The sequence below is a fragment of the Sanguibacter biliveldensis genome (assembly GCF_033798665.1).
In the GTDB taxonomy this organism is placed as follows: Bacteria; Actinomycetota; Actinomycetes; order Actinomycetales; family Cellulomonadaceae; genus Sanguibacter; species Sanguibacter inulinus.
The window spans coordinates 853,099-878,517 of sequence record NZ_CP138359.1; the positions used below are offsets into that span (position 1 = coordinate 853,099).

Annotated in this window: 20 protein-coding genes and 3 tRNA genes; 19 read left to right on the top strand and 4 right to left on the bottom strand. The window is 71.0% G+C overall.

Going from position 1 to position 25,419, the window contains the following annotated elements; all coding sequences use genetic code 11:
* The first annotated feature begins 23 nt into the window (after positions 1-23).
* The 12 genes from nuoL to SANBI_RS03725 all read left to right on the top strand — a co-directional run bounded on the left by nuoL (position 24) and on the right by SANBI_RS03725 (position 17,349).
* Positions 24-1,937 carry an NADH-quinone oxidoreductase subunit L gene (gene nuoL, locus SANBI_RS03670; RefSeq protein WP_319159030.1) on the top strand — a complete coding sequence of 638 codons (1,914 nt, stop codon included), beginning with the start codon at positions 24-26 and terminating at the stop codon, positions 1,935-1,937.
* Positions 1,938-1,950: 13 nt separating this feature from the next.
* Positions 1,951-3,651: an NADH-quinone oxidoreductase subunit M gene (locus SANBI_RS03675; RefSeq protein ID WP_319159032.1), complete on the top strand. Its 1,701-nt coding sequence runs from the start codon at positions 1,951-1,953 to the stop codon at positions 3,649-3,651.
* On the top strand, positions 3,648-5,459 hold the full coding sequence (nuoN, locus tag SANBI_RS03680; RefSeq protein ID WP_319159034.1) for an NADH-quinone oxidoreductase subunit NuoN: 1,812 nt from the start codon (positions 3,648-3,650) through the stop codon (positions 5,457-5,459). Before SANBI_RS03675 ends, nuoN begins: the two co-directional genes overlap by 4 nt.
* 115 nt (positions 5,460-5,574) lie before the next feature.
* Positions 5,575-6,588 carry a polyprenyl synthetase family protein gene (locus SANBI_RS03685; protein ID WP_179913267.1) on the top strand — a complete coding sequence of 338 codons (1,014 nt, stop codon included), beginning with the start codon at positions 5,575-5,577 and terminating at the stop codon, positions 6,586-6,588.
* A 342-nt stretch (positions 6,589-6,930) separates the two neighbouring features.
* Positions 6,931-7,731: a PP2C family protein-serine/threonine phosphatase gene (locus SANBI_RS03690; protein ID WP_056136595.1), complete on the top strand. Its 801-nt coding sequence runs from the start codon at positions 6,931-6,933 to the stop codon at positions 7,729-7,731.
* 97 nt (positions 7,732-7,828) lie between these two features.
* A complete protein-coding gene (locus tag SANBI_RS03695; protein ID WP_319159038.1) occupies positions 7,829-10,015 on the top strand; it encodes an FHA domain-containing protein in 2,187 nt (728 codons plus the stop codon).
* Positions 10,012-11,724, top strand: a complete 1,713-nt coding sequence (locus tag SANBI_RS03700; RefSeq protein ID WP_319159040.1) for a serine/threonine-protein kinase — start codon at positions 10,012-10,014, stop codon at positions 11,722-11,724. Before SANBI_RS03695 ends, SANBI_RS03700 begins: the two co-directional genes overlap by 4 nt.
* Before the next feature lie 109 nt (positions 11,725-11,833).
* On the top strand, positions 11,834-12,529 hold the full coding sequence (locus SANBI_RS03705) for a hypothetical protein (protein ID WP_056136600.1): 696 nt from the start codon (positions 11,834-11,836) through the stop codon (positions 12,527-12,529).
* Complete coding sequence (locus SANBI_RS03710) at positions 12,529-13,008, top strand: LpqN/LpqT family lipoprotein (RefSeq protein ID WP_319159043.1); 480 nt, start codon at positions 12,529-12,531, stop codon at positions 13,006-13,008. Before SANBI_RS03705 ends, SANBI_RS03710 begins: the two co-directional genes overlap by 1 nt.
* Before the next feature lie 126 nt (positions 13,009-13,134).
* A complete protein-coding gene (locus tag SANBI_RS03715) occupies positions 13,135-14,508 on the top strand; it encodes an FAD-dependent oxidoreductase (RefSeq protein WP_319159046.1) in 1,374 nt (457 codons plus the stop codon).
* A 196-nt stretch (positions 14,509-14,704) separates the two neighbouring features.
* Positions 14,705-15,607: a zinc metalloprotease HtpX gene (gene htpX, locus SANBI_RS03720; RefSeq protein ID WP_056137090.1), complete on the top strand. Its 903-nt coding sequence runs from the start codon at positions 14,705-14,707 to the stop codon at positions 15,605-15,607.
* 140 nt (positions 15,608-15,747) lie between these two features.
* Entirely contained in the window at positions 15,748-17,349 is a 1,602-nt protein-coding gene (locus tag SANBI_RS03725) for a methyl-accepting chemotaxis protein (RefSeq protein WP_056136606.1), read from the top strand.
* A gap of 97 nt (positions 17,350-17,446) precedes the next feature.
* Here SANBI_RS03725 and SANBI_RS03730 read toward each other — a convergent pair whose 3' ends face one another.
* From SANBI_RS03730 to rarD, 3 genes are all read right to left on the bottom strand, one after another.
* The gene (locus tag SANBI_RS03730; RefSeq protein ID WP_319159053.1) at positions 17,447-18,331 is read right to left on the bottom strand and encodes a Cof-type HAD-IIB family hydrolase; all 885 of its coding nucleotides are present in this window, start codon (positions 18,329-18,331) and stop codon (positions 17,447-17,449) included.
* 2 nt (positions 18,332-18,333) lie between these two features.
* A complete protein-coding gene (locus SANBI_RS03735) occupies positions 18,334-18,831 on the bottom strand; it encodes a YajQ family cyclic di-GMP-binding protein (protein WP_200945532.1) in 498 nt (165 codons plus the stop codon).
* Positions 18,832-19,021: 190 nt separating this feature from the next.
* Positions 19,022-19,882: an EamA family transporter RarD gene (gene rarD / locus SANBI_RS03740; RefSeq protein ID WP_056137092.1), complete on the bottom strand. Its 861-nt coding sequence runs from the start codon at positions 19,880-19,882 to the stop codon at positions 19,022-19,024.
* A 332-nt stretch (positions 19,883-20,214) separates the two neighbouring features.
* On the opposite strand from rarD, the gene SANBI_RS03745 reads away from it, so the two are divergent.
* From SANBI_RS03745 to SANBI_RS03770, 6 genes are all read left to right on the top strand, one after another.
* A tRNA-Tyr gene (locus SANBI_RS03745) sits at positions 20,215-20,296 on the top strand.
* A 474-nt stretch (positions 20,297-20,770) separates the two neighbouring features.
* Positions 20,771-20,842, top strand: a tRNA-Thr gene (locus SANBI_RS03750).
* Between the two features lie 64 nt (positions 20,843-20,906).
* Positions 20,907-20,983: transfer RNA gene (locus tag SANBI_RS03755), tRNA-Met, on the top strand.
* Positions 20,984-21,068: 85 nt separating this feature from the next.
* Entirely contained in the window at positions 21,069-21,239 is a 171-nt protein-coding gene (gene rpmG, locus SANBI_RS03760) for a 50S ribosomal protein L33 (RefSeq protein WP_082544193.1), read from the top strand.
* Between the two features lie 23 nt (positions 21,240-21,262).
* Positions 21,263-21,769, top strand: a complete 507-nt coding sequence (locus SANBI_RS03765; RefSeq protein WP_319159058.1) for an FAS1-like dehydratase domain-containing protein — start codon at positions 21,263-21,265, stop codon at positions 21,767-21,769.
* A complete protein-coding gene (locus SANBI_RS03770; RefSeq protein WP_179913260.1) occupies positions 21,766-22,200 on the top strand; it encodes a MaoC family dehydratase in 435 nt (144 codons plus the stop codon). The genes SANBI_RS03765 and SANBI_RS03770 overlap by 4 nt, the downstream gene beginning before the upstream one ends.
* A gap of 473 nt (positions 22,201-22,673) precedes the next feature.
* On the opposite strand, the gene SANBI_RS03775 is transcribed toward SANBI_RS03770, so the two are convergent.
* Entirely contained in the window at positions 22,674-23,753 is a 1,080-nt protein-coding gene (locus tag SANBI_RS03775; protein ID WP_319159061.1) for a LacI family DNA-binding transcriptional regulator, read from the bottom strand.
* A 260-nt stretch (positions 23,754-24,013) separates the two neighbouring features.
* On the opposite strand from SANBI_RS03775, the gene SANBI_RS03780 reads away from it, so the two are divergent.
* Positions 24,014-25,387, top strand: a complete 1,374-nt coding sequence (locus SANBI_RS03780; protein ID WP_319159063.1) for an MFS transporter — start codon at positions 24,014-24,016, stop codon at positions 25,385-25,387.
* The last annotated feature ends 32 nt before the right edge of the window (positions 25,388-25,419 follow it).

Here is a 25,419-nt window from a genome sequence, read left to right on the forward strand (position 1 = left end):
AGCGGACACCTGTGGACACCTCTGTGATCGACTCTGCCTGGTTGCTGGTCGTCGTACCGCTCGTCGGTGCCGGGATCCTGCTGCTCGCGGGCCGCCGCGCCGACGCGTGGGGCCACTGGCTCGGCGTGCTCGCCTCGGCGGCGACCTTCGTGCTCGGCGCCGTGTACCTGCTCACCCTGCTCGGCTGGGACGCCGCCGACCGCGTCGTCGACGTGCACGTCGGGCGCTGGTTCGACGCCGGCTCGCTCGTGGTCGACGTCGGCCTGCGGGTCGACCCGCTGTCGCTGACCTTCGTGCTGCTCGTCAGCTTCGTGGGCACCCTCATCCACCTGTACTCGGTCGCGTACATGGAGCACGACGCGGACAGGCGCAGGTTCTTCGCGTACCTCAACCTCTTCGTCGCGGCGATGCTGCTGCTCGTGCTCGCGGACTCCTACCTGCTGCTCTTCGTCGGCTGGGAGGGTGTGGGGCTCGCGTCCTACCTGCTCATCGGGTTCTGGAACCACGTGCCCGCCAACGCGACAGCCGCGAAGAAGGCCTTCATCGTCAACCGCGTCGCCGACGTCGGGATGATCGTCGCGCTCATGCTGATGTTCAGCTCCTTCGGGGCCGTCGACTTCGCCTCGGTCTTCGCCGGGGCCGAGACCACCGACACGGGCCGCCTCACCGCGATCGCCCTCATGCTGCTCGTCGCGGCCTGCGGCAAGAGCGCCCAGTTCCCCCTGCAGTCCTGGCTCGGGGACGCGATGGCCGGCCCGACGCCCGTCTCCGCCCTCATCCACGCCGCCACCATGGTCACCGCGGGTGTCTACCTCGTCGTGAGGTCCGGCCCGGTCTTCACGCTGGCCCCGGATGCTCTCCTCGTCACCGCGGTCGTCGGCGCCGTCACCCTGGTGTTCGGTGCTGTCGTCGGCTGCGCCAAGGACGACATCAAGAAGACCCTCGCCGCCTCGACCATGTCGCAGATCGGCTACATGATGCTCGCCGCGGGCCTCGGCCCGATCGGCTATGCCTTCGCGATCTTCCACCTGCTGACCCACGGGTTCTTCAAGGCCGGCATGTTCCTCGGAGCTGGCTCGGTGATGCACGGCATGTCCGACGACGTGAGCATGCGCAGGTTCGGAGGGCTCTCCGCGGTCATGAAGGTCACCTGGGTGACCTTCGGGCTCGGCTGGCTCGCGATCCTCGGCATCCCGCCCTTCTCAGGGTTCTGGAGCAAGGACAAGATCATCGAGAGCGCCTTCGCAGCCGACGGTGGCCACGGCTGGCAGCCGTGGGTCTTCGGTCTCGTCGCCCTCGTCGGCGCGGGGATCACGGCCTTCTACATGTCCAGGCTGTTCTTCATGACCTTCCACGGTCAGCGCCGCTGGGTCGAGAGCGACGACGGCTCGGGGCTGCCCGTGCGGCACCCGCACGAGTCGCCCGCCCTCATGACCGTGCCGATGGTGGTCCTCGCCGTCGGGTCGGCCGCCCTCGGCGGTCTGCTCATGGTCGGGGGAGCGTTCGCCTCGTGGCTCGAGCCCGTCACCGGACACGTCGAGCACCACGAGCCCGTGCTGCCCGTCCCGGTGATCATGGTCCTCACGCTGCTGCTCGTGCTCGGTGGGGCCGTCCTCGCCTGGCGCCAGTACGGTGCCTCGACGGTCCCCGTCGAGCCGCCCGTCGGCAGCGTCCTGACCCGTGCCGCGCGCGCCGACCTGTACCAGGACGTCGTCAACGAGAACCTCGTCATGCGCCCTGGGCAGTACCTCACGCGGTCCCTCGTCTACGCCGACAAGAAGGTCGTCGACGGCGGGTTCATGGGAGCCGCAGGGGCCCTGGGTCTGCTCGGCGAGGCCGTGAAGAAGGTCCAGAACGGCTACGTCCGGTCCTACGCGGCCATGATGCTCGCAGGGTTCGGTGTCCTCGTCGTCGTCGTCCTGCTCGTGTGGAACTGAGAGGGGCGGACAGATGACCATCGACCCGAACATCCCGTGGCTCACCCTGCTGGCCGTCGTGCCGCTCGTCGGCGCGCTCGTGCTGTGGGCGCTGCCCCGCGGCTCGCGCAGGCTCGCTCGGCCCGTCGCGCTCGCCTTCTCGCTCGTCGAGGTGCTGCTCGTGATCGCCGCGATCGCCGCCTTCGACACCTCGGCGGCGGCCGAGCACCAGCTCGCCGAGACCCACGCGTGGATCCCGCAGATCGGCGCGAGCTACGCCGTCGCCGTCGACGGCGTCGGCCTGCTGCTCGTCGTGCTGAGCGTGGCCCTCGTGCCGCTCGTCATCGGCGCCGCCTGGCGCGAGCAGGGCGTCAGCGGTGCCGCCAGCACCCGGCGCGCGAAGGTCAGCGTCGGCAGCGTCGGCAGCGTCGGCAGCGTCGCCGGCACCGCCGGCGCGGACGGCGTTCCCGGTGCTGCCGGTCCCGAGAGCGAGACCGACGTCGTCCTCCGCGAGGCCGGCGAGGGGCGCCTGCGCCACTACCTCGCGCTGGTCCTCGTGCTGCAGACCTTCATGGTGCTCGTCTTCAGCGCGCGCGACGTCTTCCTCTTCTACGTCGTCTTCGAGGCCATGCTGGTCCCGGTGTACTTCATGATCGGCGGCTTCGGCGACGGCGCCCGCCGCCGGTACGCGGCGATCAAGTTCCTCATCTTCTCCCTCGCCGGCGGGCTCGTCATGCTCGCCGCGGTGATCGTGCTCTACGTCCAGGGACCCGGGGGAGAGCAGGGCTTCCTCACGGACAACCTCACAGGGCTCGGCCTCGACCAGACGACCGAGCGCCTGCTGTTCCTCGGGTTCTTCCTCGCCTTCGCGATCAAGGCCCCGATGTTCCCCGTGCACTCCTGGCTGCCCGACGCCGCCGAGCACGCACCCGCGGGCACCTCCGTCCTGCTGGTCGGTGTGCTCGACAAGGTCGGCACCTTCGGGATGCTCACGCTCTGCCTCCCGCTGTTCCCCGACGCGAGCCGGTGGGCGGCGCCGGTGGTGATCGTGCTGGCTGTCGTGTCGATCCTCTACGGCGCGCTGCTCGCCCTCGGTCAGGACGACCTCATGCGCCTGGTCGCCTACACCTCGGTGTCGCACTTCGGGGTGATCGTCCTGGGCATCTTCGCCTTCACCCAGCTCAGCGTCTCGGGCGCCTCGTTCTACATGCTCAACCACGGGATCTCGACAGGGCTGCTGTTCCTCATCGGCGGCTTCGTCGTCCGGCGGACCGTGACAGGCCGCTCGCGCCGGATCAGCGAGCTCGGCGGTCTCGCCAAGGTCACCCCGGTCCTGGCTGGGGTGTTCCTGCTCGCCGGGCTCTCCGCGCTGTCGCTCCCGGGTCTGTCGACCTTCGTCTCCGAGATCATGGTGCTCGTCGGGTCCTTCGGCAGGTACCCCGTCGCCGCGATCGTCTCGGCCTTCGTGGTCGTGCTCGCGGCGCTCTACGTGCTGCTGACCTATCAGCGGATCTTCACGGGCCCCGTGCGGCCCGAGCTCGCCGGGACGCGTGACCTCTCGGCGCGCGAGCGCTGGGTGGTCGCCCCGCTGGTCGTGGCGCTCCTCGTGCTCGGATTCGTGCCCGGACCTGCGCTCGACCTGGTCCGCGACCCCGCAGCAGTCACCCTCGAGCAGGTCGGCGTCGCCGACGTCGTCCCGCTCTCCGACGCACAGACCGAGGGGAGCGACTCATGATCCTCACCACAGCAGCCGCCAGCGCAGCCGCAGGCTCGACCACGACCGCCGTCGTCGCCGCCGCCGGGAGCTTCACGCCGCCCGAGGTGCAGTGGACCGCCGTCGCGCCGCTCCTCGTCGTCTTCGGGGCCGGTGTGCTCGCGGTGCTCGTCGAGGCCTTCGTCCCCGCGCGGCTCCGACGCGCGGTCCAGGTGTCGCTGATCCTCGTGGCGCTCGTCGCCGCGCTGCTCGTGGTCGTCTGGCAGTGCGTCGAGTGGCTCGGACCCGACAAGCCTGGTGCTGTCGTCGTCCTCGGCGGGTCGCTCGTGATCGAGGGCATCTCGCTGATGTTCCAGGGCACGATCCTCGTCGTGGCCTTCCTCGCCGTGCTCGTGGTCGTCGACCGCAGCGCGAGCGGGCAGGACGCCTTCGCGCCGAGCGTCGCGGCGATCCCGGGCTCGGACTACGAAGAGCTCGCGCGTCGTCGTGGCCTCGAGCAGACAGAGGTGTTCCCGCTGCTGCTCTTCGCGATCGGCGGGATGCTGATCTTCCCGGCAGCGGCCGACCTGCTCACCATGTTCATCGCCCTCGAGGTGCTCTCCCTGCCGCTCTACGTGATGTCGGGCATGGCCCGTCGGCGCAGGCTCCTGTCGCAGGAGGCGTCGTTCAAGTACTTCGTGCTCGGTGCCTTCGCCTCGGCGATCTTCCTCTTCGGCTCGGCCCTGCTGTACGGCTACTCGGGGTCGGTGCGCTTCGCCGACCTGGCCACGGCGTCGACCGCGGTCGTGCAGGGCGGTTCGCCCGACGGCTGGGAGCTGCTGTGGCTCGTCGGCTTCCTCATGGTCGTCTGCGGTCTGCTGTTCAAGGTCGGTGCGGTGCCCTTCCAGGCCTGGGTGCCCGATGTCTACCAGGGTGCGCCCACCCCGGTCACGGGCTTCATGGCGGCGTGCACCAAGATCGCCGCCTTCGGTGCGCTCGTGCGGATCCTGTGGTTCGGCGGGCTCGGCGGCACGCTCGACATGCTGCTGTCCTTCAAGACGGCGATGTGGGTCGTCGCGATCGCCACGATGGCCGTCGGCGTGGTCGTCGGTGCCACCCAGACCGACATGAAGCGCATGCTCGGGTACTCCTCGATCGCGCACGCAGGCTTCGTGCTCGTCGCGATCCTCGGCTTCAACCCCCAGGGCATCAAGGCCGTGATCTTCTACCTCGTCGCCTACGGGGTCGCCACGGTCGGTGCCTTCGGCGTCGTCTCCCTCGTCCGCGAGCGTGGCAGCGGGGGAGAGGTCCTCGGCGAGGCCACGTACCTGGGCCAGTGGGCAGGGCTCGGCAAGCGAAGCCCCTGGCTCGCCGCGTGCTTCTCGGTGTTCCTGCTGTCCTTCGCCGGTATCCCGCTGACCGCGGGCTTCATCGCGAAGTTCGGTGCCTTCTCCGCAGCGGTAGAGGGCAACCCGCAGCTCGGGACGGGCGAGGTGCTCGCCGTCGTCGGTGTGCTCGCCTCTGCCGTGGCGGTGTTCTTCTACATCAGGATCATCGTCATCATGTTCTTCATGGACCCTGCCGGGACGCTCCCGGACGGACCTGCCGACCTGCTCCCGGACGGACCTGCCACCCCGGGCGCGCGGGTCGAGGGCGACTCGGAGGGCCTGGCCAGCAGCCCGGCGCAGACGTCTGTGCTGCTCGCGGACGGCGCGCCCCAGGTCACCGTCGTCACGGGCCTGGGCCCCACAGCCGTGGCCGTCGCGGTGTGCGCTGCGCTCGTGGTCGTGCTCGGCGTCTTCCCGGCGCCGCTGCTCGAGCTCGTCGGGTGGGCCACAGGCATCGGTTGAGGGGCGCTCGGTGAGGACCGCGGTCCACCGGGGCCCTCACCGCCGACCGCTGTGTGACCTCTGCCGCCGGGTGTCAGTGCACGCTCGGGGCACGACAGACGATAGGTTCTACCTCGTGACTACTGCTTCGATCGGGCTGCCTGTGCCGGACCCTGACCTTGCCGAGAGGCTGGCCGCACGGCTCGCCTACGTCGAGGAGCGTCTGCGCGACTCCGTGACGCACGCGGACGAGCTCGCGAACACGACCTCGCGCCACCTCGTGGACGCCGGGGGCAAGCGCCTGCGCCCCCTGCTCGCGCTGCTCACCGCCGAGCTCGGCGAGTCCGCCAGGCCCGAGGTCATCGACGCAGCGGTCGTCGTCGAGCTCACCCACCTGGCGACCCTGTACCACGACGACGTCATGGACTCCGCGCCCCTGCGCCGCGGCGCACCCGCCGCCCACGAGGTGTGGGGCAACTCTGTCGCGATCCTCACCGGCGACCTCCTCTTCGCGCGGGCCTCCGTGACCGTCGCCGGGCTCGGCCCCGAGGCCGTCCGCTGGCAGGCCGAGACCTTCGAGAGGCTGTGCCTCGGCCAGCTGCACGAGACCGTGGGCCCCAGGCCCGACGAAGACGCGGTCCAGCACTACCTCCAGGTGCTCTCGGACAAGACCGCCTCGCTCATCGCGACCTCCGCGCGCTTCGGTGCCAGGTACGCAGGGTGCCGCCCGGAGATCGTCGAGATCGTCGCGAACTTCGGCGAGAAGGTCGGCGTCGCCTTCCAGCTGGCCGACGACGTCATCGACCTCACCTCCGACGGTGCGCTCACCGGCAAGACCCCGGGGACCGACCTGCGCGAGGGCGTGCCGACCATGCCTGTCCTCCTGCTGCGCAGCCACGTCGCCGCGAGCTCCCAGCCGTCGCCCGACGACCTCGCGATCCTCGCCCTCCTCGACTCCGACCTCAGCTCCGACGAGGCGCTCGCCGGGGCTGTCGCGGCTCTGCGTGCTCACCCCGTCGTCGAGGAGACCCGCGCGCAGGCTGTCGCCTGGGCGCAGGACGCCGTCGCCGAGCTCGTCCCCCTCCCGGACGGCCCTGTGAAGGACGCCCTCGTGGCCTTCGCTGAGTCCCTGGTCGACCGGACGGCCTGACCCCCCGACGGGCTGGGCAGCACGGGGCGACGGCTCGTCGCCCCGGGTGCGCCGGGCGGACGTCGAGACGCTCGACGCGACCCCTCGCGTCCTGCGCGACCCCTCGCGTCCTGCGCGGCGACCGTGGCCCTGACTCGCACGACACGTCCGTCCGCGCACGCCGGAGAGCCCCGTGACTGCGGGGGAGTAGTCCCCATCGCAGCACCTCGGACGGGCGACTAGCGTCAGTCCTGCCCGAACGGGCGGAGCGGCGCCCCCAGGACGCCGGCAGACGCGGCCCAGCACGGACCGCGAGACGTCGTTGCACGACAGACCGACAGACCGACAGGCAGGTGACGGGCAGTGGATCAGCGGCACGCCGTCAGCGCCCTGCGATGGGGTGCGACCACGCACCCGGGCCGGCGCCGGGCCGCCAACGAAGACGCCTTCCACGCCGAGCGCGGGGTCTACTTCGTCGCCGACGGCATGGGTGGCCACGAGGGCGGCGCCCGGGCGAGCGCCGCGGCCGTCGAGGTCCTCTGCGCGCTCGCGGAGTCCGACAACGTGACCCTCGACGAGCTGCACGCCACGATCCGCGAGGCGCACCGCGCGGTCACCCAGATCGCGACCCAGCCCGGGCGGCACGCCGGCACCACGATGACCGGGGCCGTGGTCGTCCAGCGCGACGGGGTGCCTACCTGGCTCGTCGCGAACGTCGGAGACTCCCGCACCTACCGCTTCCTGAACTCCGAGCTCCAGCAGATCACCGTCGACCACTCCCTCGTCCAGGAGCTCGTCGCCGCCGGCGAGGTCTCGCCCGAAGAGGCGCGGACCTTCGCCCGCAGGCACGTGATCACCCGGGCGCTCGGCGGGACCGTCGAGCCCGAGCCCGACTGCTGGAGCCTGCCGATCGTGCCCGGGGAGCGTCTGCTCATCTGCTCCGACGGCCTCACCGAGGACGTCTCGGTCGCCCAGATCTCCGAGGTGCTCCGGCAGCAGCCGCACCCCCAGCTCGCCGCCGACCAGCTCGTCAACGCGGCCCTGCTCGCCGGTGGCCGGGACAACGTCACGGTGGTCGTGGTGGACGTCGCCCCGACCCCCGCAGGCCAGGTCCCCGCGCCGCCCCCGCAGGGCAGCTGGACGGGACGGTCCGTCTCCGCGTAGCAGAGCGGGCGACCACGCAGTACCGTCCAGGCAGAACCAAGTCCACGGCAGCGCGAGCACGCGGCGCTGCCGACCCCGGTGTGAGGATGAACAAGAGATGTCGATCAGCTACGCGCCCGGAACGGCCTTCGCCCTCGTCAGGCCCGGCGTGGTCGTCCTGCTCGACGACGCCGTCGAGCCGGCAGCGGTCTCGGCCATCTGGTCCGCGCTCGAGACCCTCGGGCGCCCTGACGGCATGGCCGACGTGCTCGACAGCCTCACGACAGTCCTGGACCCGTCGCTGCGCGAGCTCCCGGACTTCGGCGTGGTCGTCCACGAGTCCGGCCCTGAGGGCGAGGAGACCGGGGTCCTGCACGTCGTGGCCCGTGGCCGGGTCTCGGTCCACCTGGCCGGTGAGGTCGGCAGCGAGACCATCGAGGCCTTCGGCATGACCACCTGGGCCGACAAGCGCTTCACCGACGTCGACCGCTACGAGCTCGCAGTCGGAGAGACCGGTCTCGAGGCGGCGCTGACCCTCGCGCTCACCACGGGCGTCGTCACGGCCCGCTCGGTGAGCTGGCAGCGCCCGCACGAGGCCGGTGCGACAGCGGGGGCGTCGGCGACGGACGTCGCGTCTGTCGGGACCGCCGACGACACGATCGACGAGGACGGGCTCGCGGCTGTCGCAGCCGTCGCCGCCGTCGGGGGCAGCGGCACGGACGACGAGGTGCGCGAGGGTGGCGAGCTGCGTGAGGACGCACAGGCTGCCGACGCCGTGGGCGAGGAGCAGGTCTCCGGCCTCGACCCGGCGATGGTCCCCGTCCACCCCGCCGAGCCGGACTTCGCCCGCACCCTCGGGGAGTTCCCCGAGGCGCCGACCGACGAGCTCGCGGGCGACGACCCGGCCGGCGACGAACCCGTGACCGGCGACTCCGTGACCGACGAGGCCGCGGCCGGGGACGCGCCCCCGGAAGGTCTCTCCGACGAGATCCAGCAGGGCGAGGGGACCCCCGCGCACGAGGCTGCACCGCAGGCCGACGACGTCCAGGACTCTGCGGCACCCGCCGTGGCGCCGTCGGGCGAGCAGACCGGCGGCGAGGGCGTCTCAGCAGGCGCGGCTGTCTCGACCGACGCGGCTGTCTCGACCGACGAGGCCGAGACGGACGACGACCTCGAAGACACCGTGTTCTCCCTCGAAGGAGTGCGCGGCGTGCTCGCCGCGCGCGCCGCAGCAGTCGCCGAGACCGGCCCCGACCACGCCGCGCCCGTCGACCCCGGGCGCGACGAGAGCGAGCGCGGAAACGTCGCGGGCGGTGCAGCCCAGGTCGACGAGACCGGCTCGGCCGAGACCGAGACGGGCGGCTTCGACGAGGCACGGTTCAGGAAGGCTGCTCCCGGTGAGGCCGCTCCCGACGCGGTCGGGCGCGACGAGAGCGCGGTGACGCCCTCCGTGCTCGCTCCGAGCACCGGGCTGCCCCCGGTCCCGCCACCCCCGCCGGAGCCCGCGCCGGCTGCTCCGCTGCCCGCCGCCGCGTCGTGGCCTGCACCGTCGGGCGCGGACCAGCACCCGGACCAGCCGTCGCCCACAGGCCACGCGCCGTACCCGGTGTACCAGGCGGCTCCGCAGATGCCTCCGGGGGAGGCGCTCCCCGCAGGGACCGGCTCCGTGCCCACCTCGGACCCGGCGCCCGAGCAGGCCGGCTGGGCTGCGCCGAGCCCGGCGGCGCCGCCGGCTCCGGCAGCGCCGCTGTACCCGCAGGGCTCAGGCCCGCAGTGGACCGTCCAGCTGCCTGGGACCCCGCCTGCCGCAGACGAGGCCGCCCCGGCTGCTGCTCCGTCCCAGGTGCCGACCATCCTGGCCCGCAGCTGTGCCTACGGGCACGCCAACACCCCCGTCCGCTCGACCTGCGCCGTGTGCGGGGGCGGCCTCAACCCGCAGGCCGAGGTGGTCCCCAGGCCGTCGCTGGGCCGGGTCGTGCTCTCGACGGGCGACGTCGTCGAGCTCGAGCAGCCCCTCGTGCTCGGCCGGTACCCGCAGGCCCACGTGGTCACGGCCCAGGCGCAGGCTCCCCGCCTGGTCACTGTGCCGAGCCCGAGCCAGGACATCTCCCGCTCGCACCTCGAGGTCCGCCTCGAGGGCTGGAACGTCCTGCTCGTCGACCTCACGACCGTCAACGGGACCACCCTGCTGCGCCCGGGCCAGCCGCCGCGCCGCCTGCACCCGCAGGAGCCGACCCTCGTCATGAGCGGTGACGTCGCCGATCTCGGCGACGGTGTCCGGCTGACCTTCGAGGGTCTTGCATGAGAGCACGCAGGCCGCCCTCGGCGCCGCCGGAGATCGCCGGCTACGAGTACCTGAGCGTGATCGGCTCGGGCGGGTTCGCCGACGTCTTCCTCTACCAGGAGCTGCGTCCCCGCCGGAAGGTCGCGATCAAGGTGCTGCTCCCGCAGCGCGCGGACGAGGCGACCCGGGCGGCCTTCACGGCCGAGGCCGACCTGATGGCGATCTTGTCGAGCCACCCCTCGATCGTCACGATCTTCGACACCGACGTGACCGACGACGGCCGGCTGTTCCTCGCCATGGAGTACTGCTCCCGCTCGACCATGTCCGCGCGGTACAAGCGCGAGCCTCTCGGCGTGGCGGAGACGCTGCGGGTCGGCATCCAGATCGCCGGGGCCGTCGAGACCGCGCACCGCAACGGGATCGTGCACCGCGACATCAAGCCCGCGAACATCTTGGTGACCGACTACGGGCACCCGGCGCTCACGGACTTCGGCATCTCGGCGACCATCGAGCAGAGCGAGGCCGGGGCCGACGGCATGTCGGTGCCGTGGTCCCCGCCCGAGAACCTCACGGCCGAGCCTCGCAGCGGTGTGCGCAGCGACGTGTGGTCGCTCGGGGCGACCATCTACACGCTGCTCGCAGGTCGTTCGCCCTTCGAGGTCCCCGGGGGCAACAACACCCAGCGCGCGCTCGTCCAGCGCATCACCCGCGACCCGCTCCCGCCGATCGGCCGCGGTGACGTCCCGGCCGAGCTCGAGCAGGTGCTCGGCGCGGCCATGGCCAAGTCACCCGACATGCGGTACCCCTCAATGCTCGACCTCGGGCGGGCCCTCCAGCGGGTCCAGTCGGGACTGAACCTCACGTCCACGTCGATCGACATCATCGACGACTCGACGAGCACCACCATCTCGCACCTGTCCGGTGACAGGGACCCGACCGACGGACAGGACGAGACCGGCGACGGTGGCACCCGCATCCGGCTCGCGAGCGACAGGTTCCACCCGGGCTACGGCGTAGGCCACTCCGAGGACTCCTGGCGTTCGGGTCTGCAGCCCGGCGCGACGGGCGACGGCGTCATGGTCGACTCCGTCTCGGGGCACCGCAGCGACTCCTTCACAGGCAGCAGCTACGGGCGCGTCGGCGGCTCGCCCTACGTGCCGGCCGTCGTCTACCCCGACGCGGCGCCCGCCGCGCAGCCCGTGACCACGGGGTACGGGGTCGTCGGTCCGGTCGACCCGGCCGTCGCGCAGGCTCACGCTGGATCGCCCGGCGGGCCCGGCCAGCCGGCCGGCCTGAGCATCGGCACGCTCGCGCCCACGCAGCAGCAGCCGCCGAGGCGGCCCTCGCGCTGGAGGTCGCCGACGGCGATCACGTCGGTCGCCGCCGTGCTCGCGCTCCTCGTCGCGGGCGGGGTGGTCGTCGAGCGGATGAGCCGCCCCGACCTGCTCGAGGCCTCGACGGTGCCCGCCCCCGTCGAGCTGACCGCGACGGGCAGCGACGGCTCGAGCCAGGTGGTGTTCTCGTGGGAGAACCCCGAGCCCGGGTCCTCCGACACCTATGCCTACCGTCCGGTGACGACGATCGGCTCGGCGTCGACCGAGGAGTACCGCCAGACGAGCGTGCTCAGCGCGAGCGTCAACTCCTTCGGGGTCTCCAACCCCTGCCTCGAGGTCGCGATCGTCCGGGACGGCCGGTTGTCCGGCTCCCCGGCGCGGGCATGCCTCGACTGACAGCGCTTCCCGCTAGAGTCGAGCGGGCGAGCACACGCGTCGTCGGCACCGAGCCCGGCGGCGAGCACGACGCCCTGACGGGGCACGAGAGAGAGTGTGGACTTCTGCGATGACCGAGCTGGCGATCGACTACTGCGGCGAGTGGTTCAAGCCGTCCCTCGACGAGCCCTTCGACATCGGGCGCGAGGCCGACCTCTCCGTCGACGACAACCCCTACCTGCACCGCAGGTTCTTGCGCATCACGCACGTGGACGGCATCTGGTGGCTGTCGAACGTCGGGTCGCTCATCTCGGCGACCATCTGCGACGCGAGCGGCGGCGTGCAGTCGTGGCTCTCGCCCGGCAACAGGCTGCCCATCGTCTTCAAGACGACCACGATCGTCTTCACCGCAGGACCGACCACCTACGAGCTGCTGGCCCACCTCGAGGGCTCGCCCTACCAGGAGGTCCTCACCGACGACCCCCTCATCGGCGAGACGACCATCGGCGTGATCTCCTTCACCACGAGCCAGAAGCAGCTGATCGTCGCGCTCTGCGAGCCCATGCTCAAGCGCGACGGTGCCGGTCTGAGCGAGATCCCGTCGACCGCCGAGGCCGCCAAGCGCCTGGGCTGGGCGACCACCCGCTTCAACCGCAAGCTCGACAACGTGTGCGACAAGCTGGACCGCATGGGTGTCAAGGGCCTGCGCGGCGGACCCAAGCAGCTCGCGACCAACCGTCGTGCCCGGCTCGTCGAGTACGCCGTGACCTCCCGCCTGGTGACCTCGGCCGACCTCCCTCTGCTCGACGTGGACTCCGAAGACTGATGCCCGGCACGCTCGCCTTCCCGTCTGACGCCTTCCCGGCCTACCCCGCCCTCGAGATCGACCAGCCCGACGGCTGGGTCGCGCTCGCCGGCGTGGGCCTGCCCCTCGCCCTCGCGGCCGAGGTGCCCTCGGGCCAGTTCCGACCCAACGTGCTCGTCACCGTCCAGCGGTTCGGGGTCGGCCACACCGTCGCCGACTCGCGTGCCGCGGTCAACAAGAGCCTCAAGGCGCTGCCGCGGTTCACCCAGACCCTGCGTGAGGACTCGGTGGAGATCCTCGGGGCGCCCGGCATGCGGGTCGAGGGGTACTTCTCCGACGGCAAGGGCGGCACGCTCGTCCAGGCGCTGCGCATGTGCGTGCTCGAGAACGGCCCGGTCTTCGACGTCGTGCAGGTCACGGGCACGTGCACGGGCCCGCAGACCGAGGCGTTCTTCGGCCAGGTCCGCGAGATCCAGGACAGCCTGCGCCTCGCGGGCTGAGCCCCTGGTGCGCCTGTCCAGGGCCCTCCGTCGTCCCTGAGCGGCGCGGGTAAGCCTAGACTAAGTACCAGGAGCACCACTCTGCCGAGCCGCGCTCGGGACACCTACCGGAAGGCATGCATCTCCGTGAGCACTGACCGTCAGCTGCGCGTCGCGATCGTCGGGGCCGGACCGGCTGGCATCTACGCCGCCGACATCCTCTCCAAGACGGAGCTCGACGTCTCCATCGACCTCTTCGAGCGGCTGCCCGCGCCCTTCGGTCTCGTGCGCTACGGCGTCGCGCCCGACCACCCGCGGATCAAGCAGATCATCACCGCCCTGCACAGGGTGCTCGAGCGCGGGGACATCCGCCTGCTGTCGAACGTCGACTACGGCATCGACATCAAGCTCGACGAGCTCCGCGAGTTCTACGACGCGGTGATCTTCTCGACGGGTGCGATCACCGACGCCCCCCTGGACATCCCGGGGACCGAGCTCGACGGCTCCTACGGCGCGGCCGACTTCGTGTCCTGGTACGACGGCCACCCGCACGTCCCGACCACCTGGCCGCTCGAGGCGCAGCAGGTCGCGGTCATCGGGGCCGGCAACGTCGCCCTCGACGTCGCCCGCGTCCTGGCCAAGCACGCGGACGACCTGCTGGTCACCGAGATCCCCGCGAACGTCTACGAGGGTCTCAAGGCCTCGCCCGTCACCGACGTGCACGTCTTCGCCCGCCGCGGCCCCGCGCAGGCGAAGTTCTCGCCGCTCGAGCTCCGCGAGCTCGGGCACGTCCCCGACGTCGACGTGATCGTCTACCCCGAGGACTTCGAGTTCGACGAGGGCTCGATGGCCGCGATCGGCTCGTCCAACCAGACGAAGCAGGTCGTCAAGACCCTCACCGACTGGACCCTCAAGGACCCGTCGACCTTCTCCGCCTCACGTCGCCTGCACCTGCACTTCCTGCACGCTCCGGCCGAGATCCTCGACACCGACGGCGACGGCAAGGTCGACGCGCTGCGCACCGAGCGCACCCGCCTCAACGGCGACGGCACCGTCAGCCGCACCGGCGAGACGCACGACTGGCCCGTCCAGGCCGTCTACCGCGCTGTCGGCTACTTCGGCTCTCCGCTCGCCGAGCTGCCCTTCGACGACGTCAAGGGTGTCGTGCCCAACGCCGAGGGCCGGGTCCTCGACCTCGACGGCGAGCACCTCGAGGGCGTGTACTGCACAGGCTGGATCAAGCGCGGCCCTGTCGGTCTCATCGGCCACACCAAGTCCGACGCCTCGGAGACCATCCGTCACCTCGTCGAGGACAGCGTCCAGGACGGCTTCGCCTCCGCGACCCAGCCCTCGCCCGACGCGATCACCGGGTTCCTCGCGGACCGCGGGGTCGAGGTCGTGCAGTGGTCGGGCTGGGAGCTGCTCGACGCGCACGAGCGTGCCCTCGGCGAGGCCGCCGGTCGCGAGCGCATCAAGGTCGTCTCGCGCGAGGAGATGCTGGACATCACCCTCGGGCGCTGAACGACGCCAGCCTGACGGGCTCTGGCGTGACCGACCCTGGCCTGGCCGGCGTCGGTACGGCCCCGGCCCGGCTGCAAGGGCCCGGCTGACCGGCCGCTGACGAGTCCCTGTGAGCTTCCTGGAGACGGGAACGCCCACGGGGGCTCGTGCGTTGTGGCAGATAGACGACGCAGGACTCAGACCAGAGGTGGGCACGATGGGGCACAGGCACTACAACGGACTCAAGACGGCCGTGCTGTTCGGTCTCATGTGGGCCGTGCTGCTCGGGCTGTGGGCTCTCGTGGGGCAGGGCAGCGGCACGATGCTCGTGCTGTTCTGCGGCATCGGTGTCGCGACGACCGCCTACGGGTACTGGAACTCCGACAAGCTGGCGATCCGCGCGATGCACGCGCGCCCCGTGAGCGAGATCGAGCAGCCCGCCATGTACAGGATCGTCCGGGAGCTCTCGACCGCCGCCCGCCAGCCCATGCCTCGCCTCTACGTGTCGCCGACAGCCGCGCCGAACGCCTTCGCGACGGGCCGCAACCCGCAGAACGCCGCGGTCTGCTGCACCGAGGGGATCCTCACGCTGCTCGACGAGCGCGAGCTCCGCGGGGTGCTCGGTCACGAGCTCATGCACGTCTACAACCGCGACATCCTCACCTCGTCGGTCGCCTCGGCCTTCGCCGGTGTCATCACCGGGATCGCGCAGTTCTTGATGTTCTTCGGTGGGAACCGCGACCGCGGAGGCAACCCGCTCGCCATGCTCGCGATGGCCTTCCTGGCCCCGCTCGCCGCGACTGTCGTGCAGCTCGCGATCTCGCGGACCCGCGAGTACGACGCCGACGAAGACGGTGCCAAGCTCACAGGCGACCCGCTCGCACTGGCCTCCGCGCTGCGCAAGCTCGAGTCCGGGACCCAGCGTGCGCCGCTGCCGCAGGACCAGCGTCTCGTCGACGTCTCGCACATGATGATCGCGAACCCCTTCCGCGGGGGTGGGGCCCGCAGGCTCTTCGCGACCCACCCGCCGATGCCTGAGCGCATCCAGCGGCTCGAGCGCATGGCCGGCGGACCTGCAGGCCGCCGGGGTACGCAGGACGGGCCGATCACCCGGTACTGACAGGTCGGGGGAGCGCGGCCGACGCTGTGTCACACCGTCCCCCGGATATCACCCGGGGGACATGTCACAGCGCGACGCGCGTGGCCGATGAGTGTGGAGCACCCGCCAGGGTGCGCCCATGTTCATCGAGGAGCACGCTCATGCCGTCCACCCCCCGCCGCCCGTGGCACTCCCTGTCGAACCGACCTCTCGGTCTGAAGATCGGTGCCGCGATCGCCCTCATGGCCGTCGCCGCGCTCGTCACAGGTCTGCTCGCGGTCCAGCGCATCGCGTCGCTGCGTGACGGCCAGGCGCAGCTCTACACGGAGAACGTCGCACCGATGGTGGTGCTCGGCGAGATCCAGCGTGCGTTCCAGGGCGACCGAGCCCGCATCACCCAGTACGGCATGGCCGACGAGGAGACCCGCGAGGTCCTGCGCACCGAGCTCACCGAGCGCCGCGGCGAGATCGACGCGCTCATCGAGGACTACGCGCCCTTCGAGATCGACAGCGCGAGCATGGACTCCTTCCGCAGCAAGCTCGACGCCTTCTACGAGGCCTCGGAGGGTGAGCTCTTCTCGCTCGCCGACGCCGGCGACGACGCCGGGTTCGCGACGAACTTCCAGGAGACCATCCGGCCGATGATCACGGCCTTCGTCGAGCCCTTCACGGCCGAGACCACGGCTCAGGCTGCCCAGGGCGAGAGCCGCGCCGCCGAGGGTGCGGCCAACGCGCGCGCCGCGATGATCCTCGTCGCCGTGACGCTCACCGTCGGGATCCTCGCCTCGGGGCTCCTGGCCTTCTTCGTCACCCGCGCGATCCTGCGCGACGTCCGCCGCGTGCAGAAGGCCACTGACCGCCTCGCGCAGGGCGACCTGCTCGCGACGACGGGTGTCACCTCGGGCGACGAGATCGGACGGATGGCGCAGGCCCTCGATGCCGCGATCCTCGACGTGCGGTCCGTCATGTCCTCGGTCGTCGGCTCGGCCGACGGTGTCGCCGCGGCCTCCGAAGAGCTCTCCGCGACGGCAGCGCAGATCGCCTCGGCCGCCGAGGAGACCTCGGCGCAGTCGGGTGTGGTCGCAGCCTCGGCCGACGAGGTGTCGCAGAACGTGGGCCGGGTGGCCGACGGTGCCGGTGAGATGGGCGCGGCGATCCGGGAGATCTCGCAGTCTGCCAACGACGCGGCGCGCGTCGCCGCGCAGGCCGTGGCCTCGGCCGAGCAGACCACCGAGCGGGTCAGCCGTCTGGGCATCTCCTCGCGCGAGATCGGCGACGTCGTCAAGGTCATCACGAGCATCGCCGAGCAGACCAACCTGCTCGCCCTCAACGCGACCATCGAGGCCGCGCGCGCCGGTGAGGCGGGCAAGGGCTTCGCCGTCGTCGCGAACGAGGTCAAGGAGCTCTCCCAGGAGACCGCCCGCGCGACGCAGGACATCGCGCGCCGGGTCGAGTCCATCCAGTCCGACACGAGCGGTGCCGTCGAGGCGATCAGCGAGATCTCGACGATCATCTCCGAGATCAACGAGTTCCAGCTCTCGATCGCGTCTGCGGTCGAGGAGCAGACCGCCACGACGGCCGAGATGAGCCGCTCGGTCCAGGTCGCGGCCGACGGCAGCGGCGAGATCGCCGCGACGATCACGGGTGTCTCGGGTGCCGCCACGCTCACGACCGAGGCGGCCGCGCAGACGCAGGCAGCGGTCAACGACCTCGCCGCGATGGCGTCGGCGCTGCGCACCGAGGTGCGGCGCTTCACCTTCTGAGCGGCGCGGTGACGCGTCCAGCCCGCGTGGTAGTGCCTTCGGGAGTGCACCGCCGCGTCGGTCGACGGACCGGTTCAGGGTCCGGTGTGGGCGCAGGTCAGGAGACGGCCTCGGGGGCTGCGTCCTGCTGGACGTCCCCCGAGAGGTCCGCGGTGACGTCCTCAGAGGCGACTGCAGTCTCGACGGCCTCGGGCACGAGGGCCTCGAGGGCGCGGGCCACTCCGTCGTCGTCGTTCGAGGTCGTGCTGTGCGTCGCGGCGGCGAGCACGTCGGGGTGCGCGTTCGCGACGGCGATCGAGCGACCGGCCCAGCGCAGCATCGGCAGGTCGTTCGGCATGTCGCCGAAGGCCCACACGTCGGCTGCGTCGATGCCGCGGCTCGAGCACCAGTGCTCGAGCGCCGTCGCCTTGGTGACGCCCGGAGCCGTCATCTCGGCCAGACCTGCGGCCCCCGAGAAGGCGAGCATCGCACGGTCGCCGACGGTCTCGCGGACGGCGTCGAAGAAGGTCTCGTCGGGCATCTCGCGGTGCCGTGCGAGCAGCTTGCCGACAGGCTGGTCGAGCAGGTCCTCGACGGGGACCCGTGGAGCCTCCGCGACGACGTGGTCGTCCTCGGCGTAGAACCGTGGGTCGAAGGACGGTCCGTCAGGCCCCTCGAGACCGAAGGCGATGCCCGGGACCGCGCGGCGCAGGTCGGCGACGACCTCGCGGACCGCCGTCTCGCCGAAGGCGTGCACCTCGCTGACCCGCGACGTCGCGACCTCGAAGACTCCCGCGCCGCCGAGGCAGATCACGTGCCCGTGCCCGCCGATCGCGTCGGCCAGGCCCGTGAGCCAGCGTGGCGGGCGCGCCGTCACGAAGAGCACGTGGACGCCGGCGTCCTCGACGGCGCGCAGCGCGACGCGTGACCGCTCCGACAACGAGCCGTCGGAGTGCAGCAGCGTGCCGTCGAGGTCCGTCGCGACGACGCGGGGCAGCGGCACGGTCAGCGGTAGTTGGTGAACTGCACGGCGAAGTCGAGGTCGGCGTTCTTGAGGAGTGCCTGGACCTCCTGGAGGTCGTCGCGCGACTTGCTCGTGGCGCGGACCTCGTCGCCGGTGATCTGCGTCTTGACGCCCTTGGGGCCCTCGTCGCGGATCAGCTTGGTGACCTTCTTGGCGTTCTCGCCCGCGAGGCCCTCCTTGAGGGTCGCCTCGAGGCGGTACTCCTTGCCGGACAGCTGCGGCTCGTTCTCGCCCGTGTCGAGGTGCTTGAGCGAGACACCACGCTTGATGAGCTTGGACTGCAGCACGTCGAGGATCGCGAGGACGCGCTCCTCCGAGTTGGCGATCATGACGATCTTCTCGGTGCCGCTCCAGGCGATCGACGCACCGATGTTCTTGAAGTCGTATCGCTGCGCGACCTCCTTGACCGCCTGGTTGAGGGCGTTGTCGACCTCTTGGCGGTCGACCTTGCTGACGATGTCCATCGATGAATCGGCCACGGTGAGACTCCTCGTGAGACGGGATAGGGGTTCATGCAACGGTATCTGATGCGCGCAGGGCGCGTGAGGGGGTGTGGACGACGCTCGTGGGAACCCGGCAGGACGTGCTCAGCGGGGCCTGAGAGGGCAGCGAGCAGGGCGTGACGGCAGCAGCGGCAGGCGGGGAGAGACGGTGAGCGGGGTGGCGAGATCAGCGCTGCGCGACGCGGGCGACCCGGGCGACCCGCAGCGACCTGAGCGCGTCGACCGTGAGCAGCACGAGGGCGCACCACACGAGGGAGAACCCGACCCAGCGCACCACGGGCATCTCCTCGTGGAACACGAGCACCCCGAGCGCGAGCTGCATGATCGGCGCCAGGTACTGGAGCATCCCGACCACGCTCAGCGGCAGCAGGCGGGCGGCCGCGCCGAAGCACAGCAGGGGGAGCGCGGTGACGATGCCTGAGGACACGAGCAGCAGCGCGTGGCCCGTGCCCTCCTGGACGAAGGTGCTCGTGCCCTGCGCGCCCAGCCAGAGGAGATAGAGGACGGCGACGGGGGCCAGGACCGTCGTCTCGACCGCGAGGCCGGGGATCGCCGGGACGGTCCGGCCGGCACGGTTCTTCAGCAGCCCGTAGAAGCCGAAGGAGAAGGCGACACCGAGAGCCACCCAGGGCACGGTCCCCAGCCCCGCCGTGATGACCACCACCGCGGCACCGCCGAAGCCGAGCGCGACCCACTGGGCAGGGCGCAGCCGTTCTTTGAGGACGAGCACCGCGAGCAGGACCGTGACGAGCGGGTTGATGAAGTACCCGAGAGCCGCGTCGACCACGTGGTCGGAGGTCACGGCGAAGACGTAGATGGTCCAGTTGGCCGCGACCAGCACCGCGGCGGCCGAGAGGACCGCGAGCATGCGGCCAGAGCGCATGACCGCCAGATAGCCGCGCATCTGCCGGGTGGCCAGGAGGAGCACGAGGCAGAACAACAGGCTCCAGACGATCCTGTGCGCGATGATCTCGAGCGCCCCGGCTGGCTGGAGCAGCGGGAAGTAGAGGGGGAGCGTGCCCCACATGGCGTAGCTGGCGATGCCGAGCGTGAGCCCCCAGCGCGCTGATCCGCGAGCTGCATCTGTCGAGGTGGTGCTGCCAGAGGCGTCGGTGGCGGTGCCGCCCGGTCCGTCGGGACTCCCCGGCGTGGCGGGAGTGGGCGAGGCTGGAGATGTCGTCACGTCGCCACCGTACGCCGCCGGTGCCTGCCAGGTCAGGGTGTCCTGCGACACCTTCGCGCCACGGATTTCGTCCTGGCCGGACCCTCTTGTATTGTTGGGGTGCTCCTGCAGCGTAGGTGGCTGCATCCGGCTCGTCCGGCTGCTGACCAGCACGATCTACCCGCAGAAGTCATCACGGCAACTTGCCCGAGCGGCCAAAGGGAGCTGACTGTAAATCAGCCGTCACAGACTACGTGGGTTCGAATCCCTCAGTTGCCACACGAGAAGGCGTCACCCGTCAGGGTGGCGCCTTCAGTGCTTCCCGGGGGCTGCTCGTCGTGGTGCGGCCCGCTCTCCTCTCCTCTGCTCTGACCGGTCGTCCGTGCCTGCGCCGTCACGCGTGGGTCGGGCGTGCGCGCACTGTCGTCCCACCGGTGTTGCGTGAGGGGCCCGGCGTACCCCGCCGGTCCTGCGTGCGCGCACTGTCGTCGCCCCGCCGGTCTTGCGTGCGCACCCCGCCGGAACCGCCGGTCCTACGGGTCCGGCGCGTACTGACCGCGCCGCCCTCGACCCCGCCCGAACCCGCCGTCTGGCGGTGCTCTCCGGGGGGCGCGAAGGGCTGTCGGCAGCGGTGTGCAGAAGCACTCCTGGGCTGCTGTATCGTTGTCGTTCGCGGAGCGTCAGGGCCGTGATCGGAGCCACACGGAGCCGATTTCGTCTACCAGCCCCTGAGCATGTAATGTTTTCCGCGCTGCCCCCGTAGCTCAGTGGTAGAGCGCAGTCTTGGTAAGACTGAGGTCATGGGTCCGATTCCCATCGGGGGCTCTGTTGGTGTGTCGGCGTCAGGCGTGGGACTATGTCTCCTGCGTCAGACGTTGGACATCGATGCGGCGGGGTAGCTCAGTTGGTCAGAGCGCACGGCTCATAATCGTGAGGTCGCGGGTTCGAGCCCCGCCCCCGCTACCAGCACTGGCAACACGCGCGCGCCGGCCGGCGGTGTGCGTCATCCGAAGTTCGTAGCGCCCCCGGCGGCGCGAGAGGTGGCACGACCGTGGCTAGCAAGAGTTCAGACGTTCGCCCCAAGATCACGCTCGCTTGTGTCGAGTGCAAGGAGCGGAACTACATCACGAAGAAGAACCGTCGGAACAACCCCGACCGTCTCGAGCTCGCGAAGTTCTGCCCGCGCTGCAGCAAGCACAACCCGCACCGCGAGACCCGCTGACCTTCTCGGTCACCAGCGCAGCGATGACATCCTCCTCGGTCAACCTCGACTACGTCGGGCGCGAGTATCCGGCCAATGCCCCGTACTCGGTTGGCCGAGAGAAGATCCGTGAGTTCGCTGCTGCGGTAGGTTCGTCCCACCCCGCGCACCACGATGTGGTCACAGCGCGGGGTTTGGGGTATCCGGACATCGTCGCGCCCCCGACCTTCGCGGTCCTCGTGGCTCAGCGCGCTGAGGCGCAGTACATCGAGGACCCCGAGGCGGGGGTCGACTTCTCTCGCGTGGTCCACGCCGACGAGAGGTTCGTGCACCACCGTCCGATCGTCGCCGGTGACGAGCTCGTGACGGTCCTGCACGTCGTGTCGATCACCGAGCGCGCCGGCCTCGCCATGGTGAGCACGCGCTGCGACATCTATGCCCTGCCCGCCGACGCGGACGCCGCGACCAGCCAGGCGGAAGCCAGCACCGAGGGTGCCGAGCTCGTCTCGAGCGTGAGCTCCACGCTCGCCGTCCGAGGTGAGGGTCTGTGACCACGCTCAGCCCCGTCCCTGACATCACGACCCTCACGGTCGGGTCCGTCGTCGGCACCAGGACGGTCACCGTCGACCGGTCCAGGCTCGTCCGGTACGCCGGTGCCAGCGGAGACTTCAACCCCATCCACTGGAACGACACCTTCGCCCAGGGCGTCGGTCTCCCCGGTGTGATCGCCCACGGCATGTTCACCATGGGTGCGGCTGTCGCTCTCGTCGAAGACTGGGCGGGCGACCCGGGTCGGGTGGTCGACTACCAGACGCGATTCACCCGTCCTGTCCCCGTGCCCAACCCGGGTGAGGCCGTCGTCGAGGTGTCTGCAGTCATCGGTGCCATCGACCTCGAGGCCCGCACGGCCCGCGTCGACCTCACGGTCACCTTCGAGGGCGCCCGCGTCCTCGGCAAGTCTCAGGCCGTCGTCGCCCTCTGAGCCCGGTGAGGCCTTCCTCTGACGGGGGAACACGCTCGCGCACGAGGTAGCGCGCTCACGTCCAACCTCGCGCGCTCGCGCACGATGTAGCGCGCTCGCGCACGAGGTCGCACGCTCACGTCCAACCTCGCGCGCTCGCGCACGAGGTCGCACGTCCTTCGTCGACGTCGCACTGACGCTCATGATGTCGCACTGACACCCACGAGGTTGCACGTTCTTCGTCGAGTTCGCACGGACACGCGGGATCTCCCACGGATCCTCAGGATTTGGCGTGTCCGTACGACCTCGTGCCTCCGGGTACGACTTCGTGCCTATGGTTACGACCTCGTGGCTGGGGATGCGACTTCGTGCCTCCGGGTACGACCTCGCGACTCCGGGGGCGACTTCGTGCCCACGGGTGAGGCCTCGTGACTCGGGGTGAGACCCCGTGACTCAGGGGTGAGACCTCGTGACTCTGGGAGACGCGGGACTGATCAGCTCTGCGCTGGGGGTGCTGTCGTCGTGCCGACGACGAGCTCGACGTCGAGGATCGTCACCGTAGGTTCGTCGCCCGCGAGGATCCCCTCGACGGCGTGACCGAGGGCGGCGCCCTTGTCGGCGAGCGGCTGACGGACGGTCGTCAGCACGTCGGCCCCGAGCCACGGGAGGTCGAGGCCGTCGAAGCCGGCGATCGACACGTCCTCCGGCACCCGCAGGCCGAGCTCGCGTGCGCCGAGGATCGCCCCGGCCGCGAGCAGGTCGGACTGGGCGACGAGGGCCGTCGGTCGCTGCGAGACGTCGGGCCAGCGCTCGGGGGAGAGCACCTCCATCGCGGCGGCATGGCCGTGCTCGACGAGCGACGCCTCGGTCTCCCACACGAGCACGGGGTCGAGCCCGGCGTCGTGCATCCCCGCGAGGCGGTTGCGCGTCGGGGTCCACTCGATGTCGTCGAGGGAGGTGGCTTCGCCCGAGCGCCTGTCGGCCGAGAAGGGCAGGCTGACGACGGCGATGCGTTCGTGGCCGAGATCCGTCAGGTAGCGCGTGAGCTCGGCGGTGCCGCCGCGGTCGTCGATCCCCACGAGCGGGGCACCTTCGAGCGGGCGCCCCTCGCCGACGACCATCGGCACGCCGCGGCGCTCGAGCGCCTCGACGCTCTTGTCGTTCGCATGGACACCCCAGATGAGGATCGCGACGTCCATCGCGGCGGTCTCGATGAGCGGGTCGACGGTCTGCAGGCCTTCTTCGTCGCTCGTCCCGGGGATGAGCAGGACCCCCAGGCCGAGAGAGCCGAGGGTGCTGGCCAGGCCGTCGAGGACCTGGACGGAGACAGGGTCGCGGAACGACCGGCGCAGCTTGTCGCCGATGACCACCCCGACGATGCCCGAGCGGCCGGAGCGCAGCTGACGCCCCAGCGGGTTCGGCCCGCGGTAGCCGAGCTCTTCGGCTGCGGCCATCACGCGGGCGCGGGTCTTCTCGGCGATCGGCCCGGAGGCGGCGAAGGCGAGAGAGGCTGTCGAGATCGAGACGCCGGCCACCTCGGCGACGCTCGCGAGCGTCGGACGGTGAGCCGACATGTGATCCTCGCTTCCCCTGGGCGCATCTGATTGACGGACGCCGCCAGCGTACCTGACAATTGTCAGCAAGCCTCGGAACGATTCGATCAGCATCGTGGCAGGCTTTCGAATCGATTCGATAGCGAAGGAACAGAACGATCAAGGCCTCGACCTCCCCCGACCGCGCCCTCCACCACGCGCGCATCGCCCTCCTCGGGCTCTTCCTCATCCTCGGGGTCAACACCTCGAGCTGGTTGGCGCGCCTGCCGACCATCCGGGAGATGCTCGGGCTGACCACAGCCGACCTCGGCGCCGTGATGCTCGCCGGAGCCGTCGGCTCCCTCGTCATGGTGACCTTCGCGGGGTCGATCGTGCTGCGCTTCGGCGGGACGCCCGTCTACGTCTTCGCGGCGTCGTCGAGCTTCCTCGCGCTGGCGCTCGAGGGCATCGGTCCCGCGGTCGGGCACACCTGGGTGCTGGTCGTGGGCATCTTCCTCAACGGCATGAGCATCGCGCTGCTCAACGTGGTGCAGAACGTCGAGACCGCGAGCGTCGAACGGCGGATGGGCCGGGCGATCGTGCCCCAGTTCCACGCCGCCTTCTCGATCGGCGCCGTCCTCGGGTCGCTCATCGGCGCCGGGTCCTCGGCTCTCGAGGTCCCCGTGGTGGTGCAGTTCCTCGTGATGACCACGCTGACGCTCGTCTGGCGCCTCGTCTCGGTGCGCTACATCATCCACGACACGCACCTCGCGGGCGAGGTCCGCTGGGAGCGTGCGTCGACCGCCCGGGTGCGTCGGGTGCAGAAGGCCGAGATCCGCGGCGGCGTGGTCCAGGCTGCACCGGGGACGACAGGCGCCCGTGCCGTGGTCCGCGCCCGGCGTGCCAGCCTCGCCTCCGCGCTCGGTGCCTGGCGTGAGCCGCGCACCCTCTTCATCGGCGTGGTCATCCTCGCCGCGTCGCTGTCCGAGGGCTCGGCCAACAACTGGTTGGCGATCAGCGTCGTGGACGGTTTCGCGGCCTCGGAGAGCACCGGTGCGCTGGTCTTCGGTGCCTTCGTCACCGCGATGACCGTCGTGCGGATCTTCGGCACGAGGCTCATCGACCGCTACGGGCGCGTGCTCGTGCTGCGGGCCTCGGGCGTGGTCTCGATGGTCGGCCTGCTGCTCTTCGGCTTCGGCCCGACCCTCGCGGTCTCCGCCGTCGGCGTGGTCCTGTGGGGCTTCGGCGCGGCCCTGGCTGTGCCTGTCGGGATCGCGGCCGCCTCGGACGACCCGCTCAGGGCCGCCGCTCGTGTCTCGGTGGTCTCGGCCTTCGCCTCGATGTCCTCGCTCGTCGCGCCCCCGGTGGTCGGCCTGCTGGCCGAGTCGATCGGTGCGCGCCAGACGCTCACCGGCATCACCGTGTTCGTGGTGCTCTCGATCCTGCTGTCCAAGCACGTCGCCCGCCTCGTCCCCGAGGACGCCACGGGTGCCCAGGGCGACAGCGCGCGGGTCGACGGTTCGGCCCCGACCGACGACGAGCGCCGGACCGAGACGACGACCCTCGGCATGGAGATGGCGGTGGCCGAGAACATGGTCGCCGACGCCTTCGCCGTCGAGGTGCTCATGGACGAGGACGACGACATCGCCCGGGCCGAGGCCCGCTCGCGCGGCTGAGGCGTGCTGCCCCGCCGGTGGCGGCCCCGCCC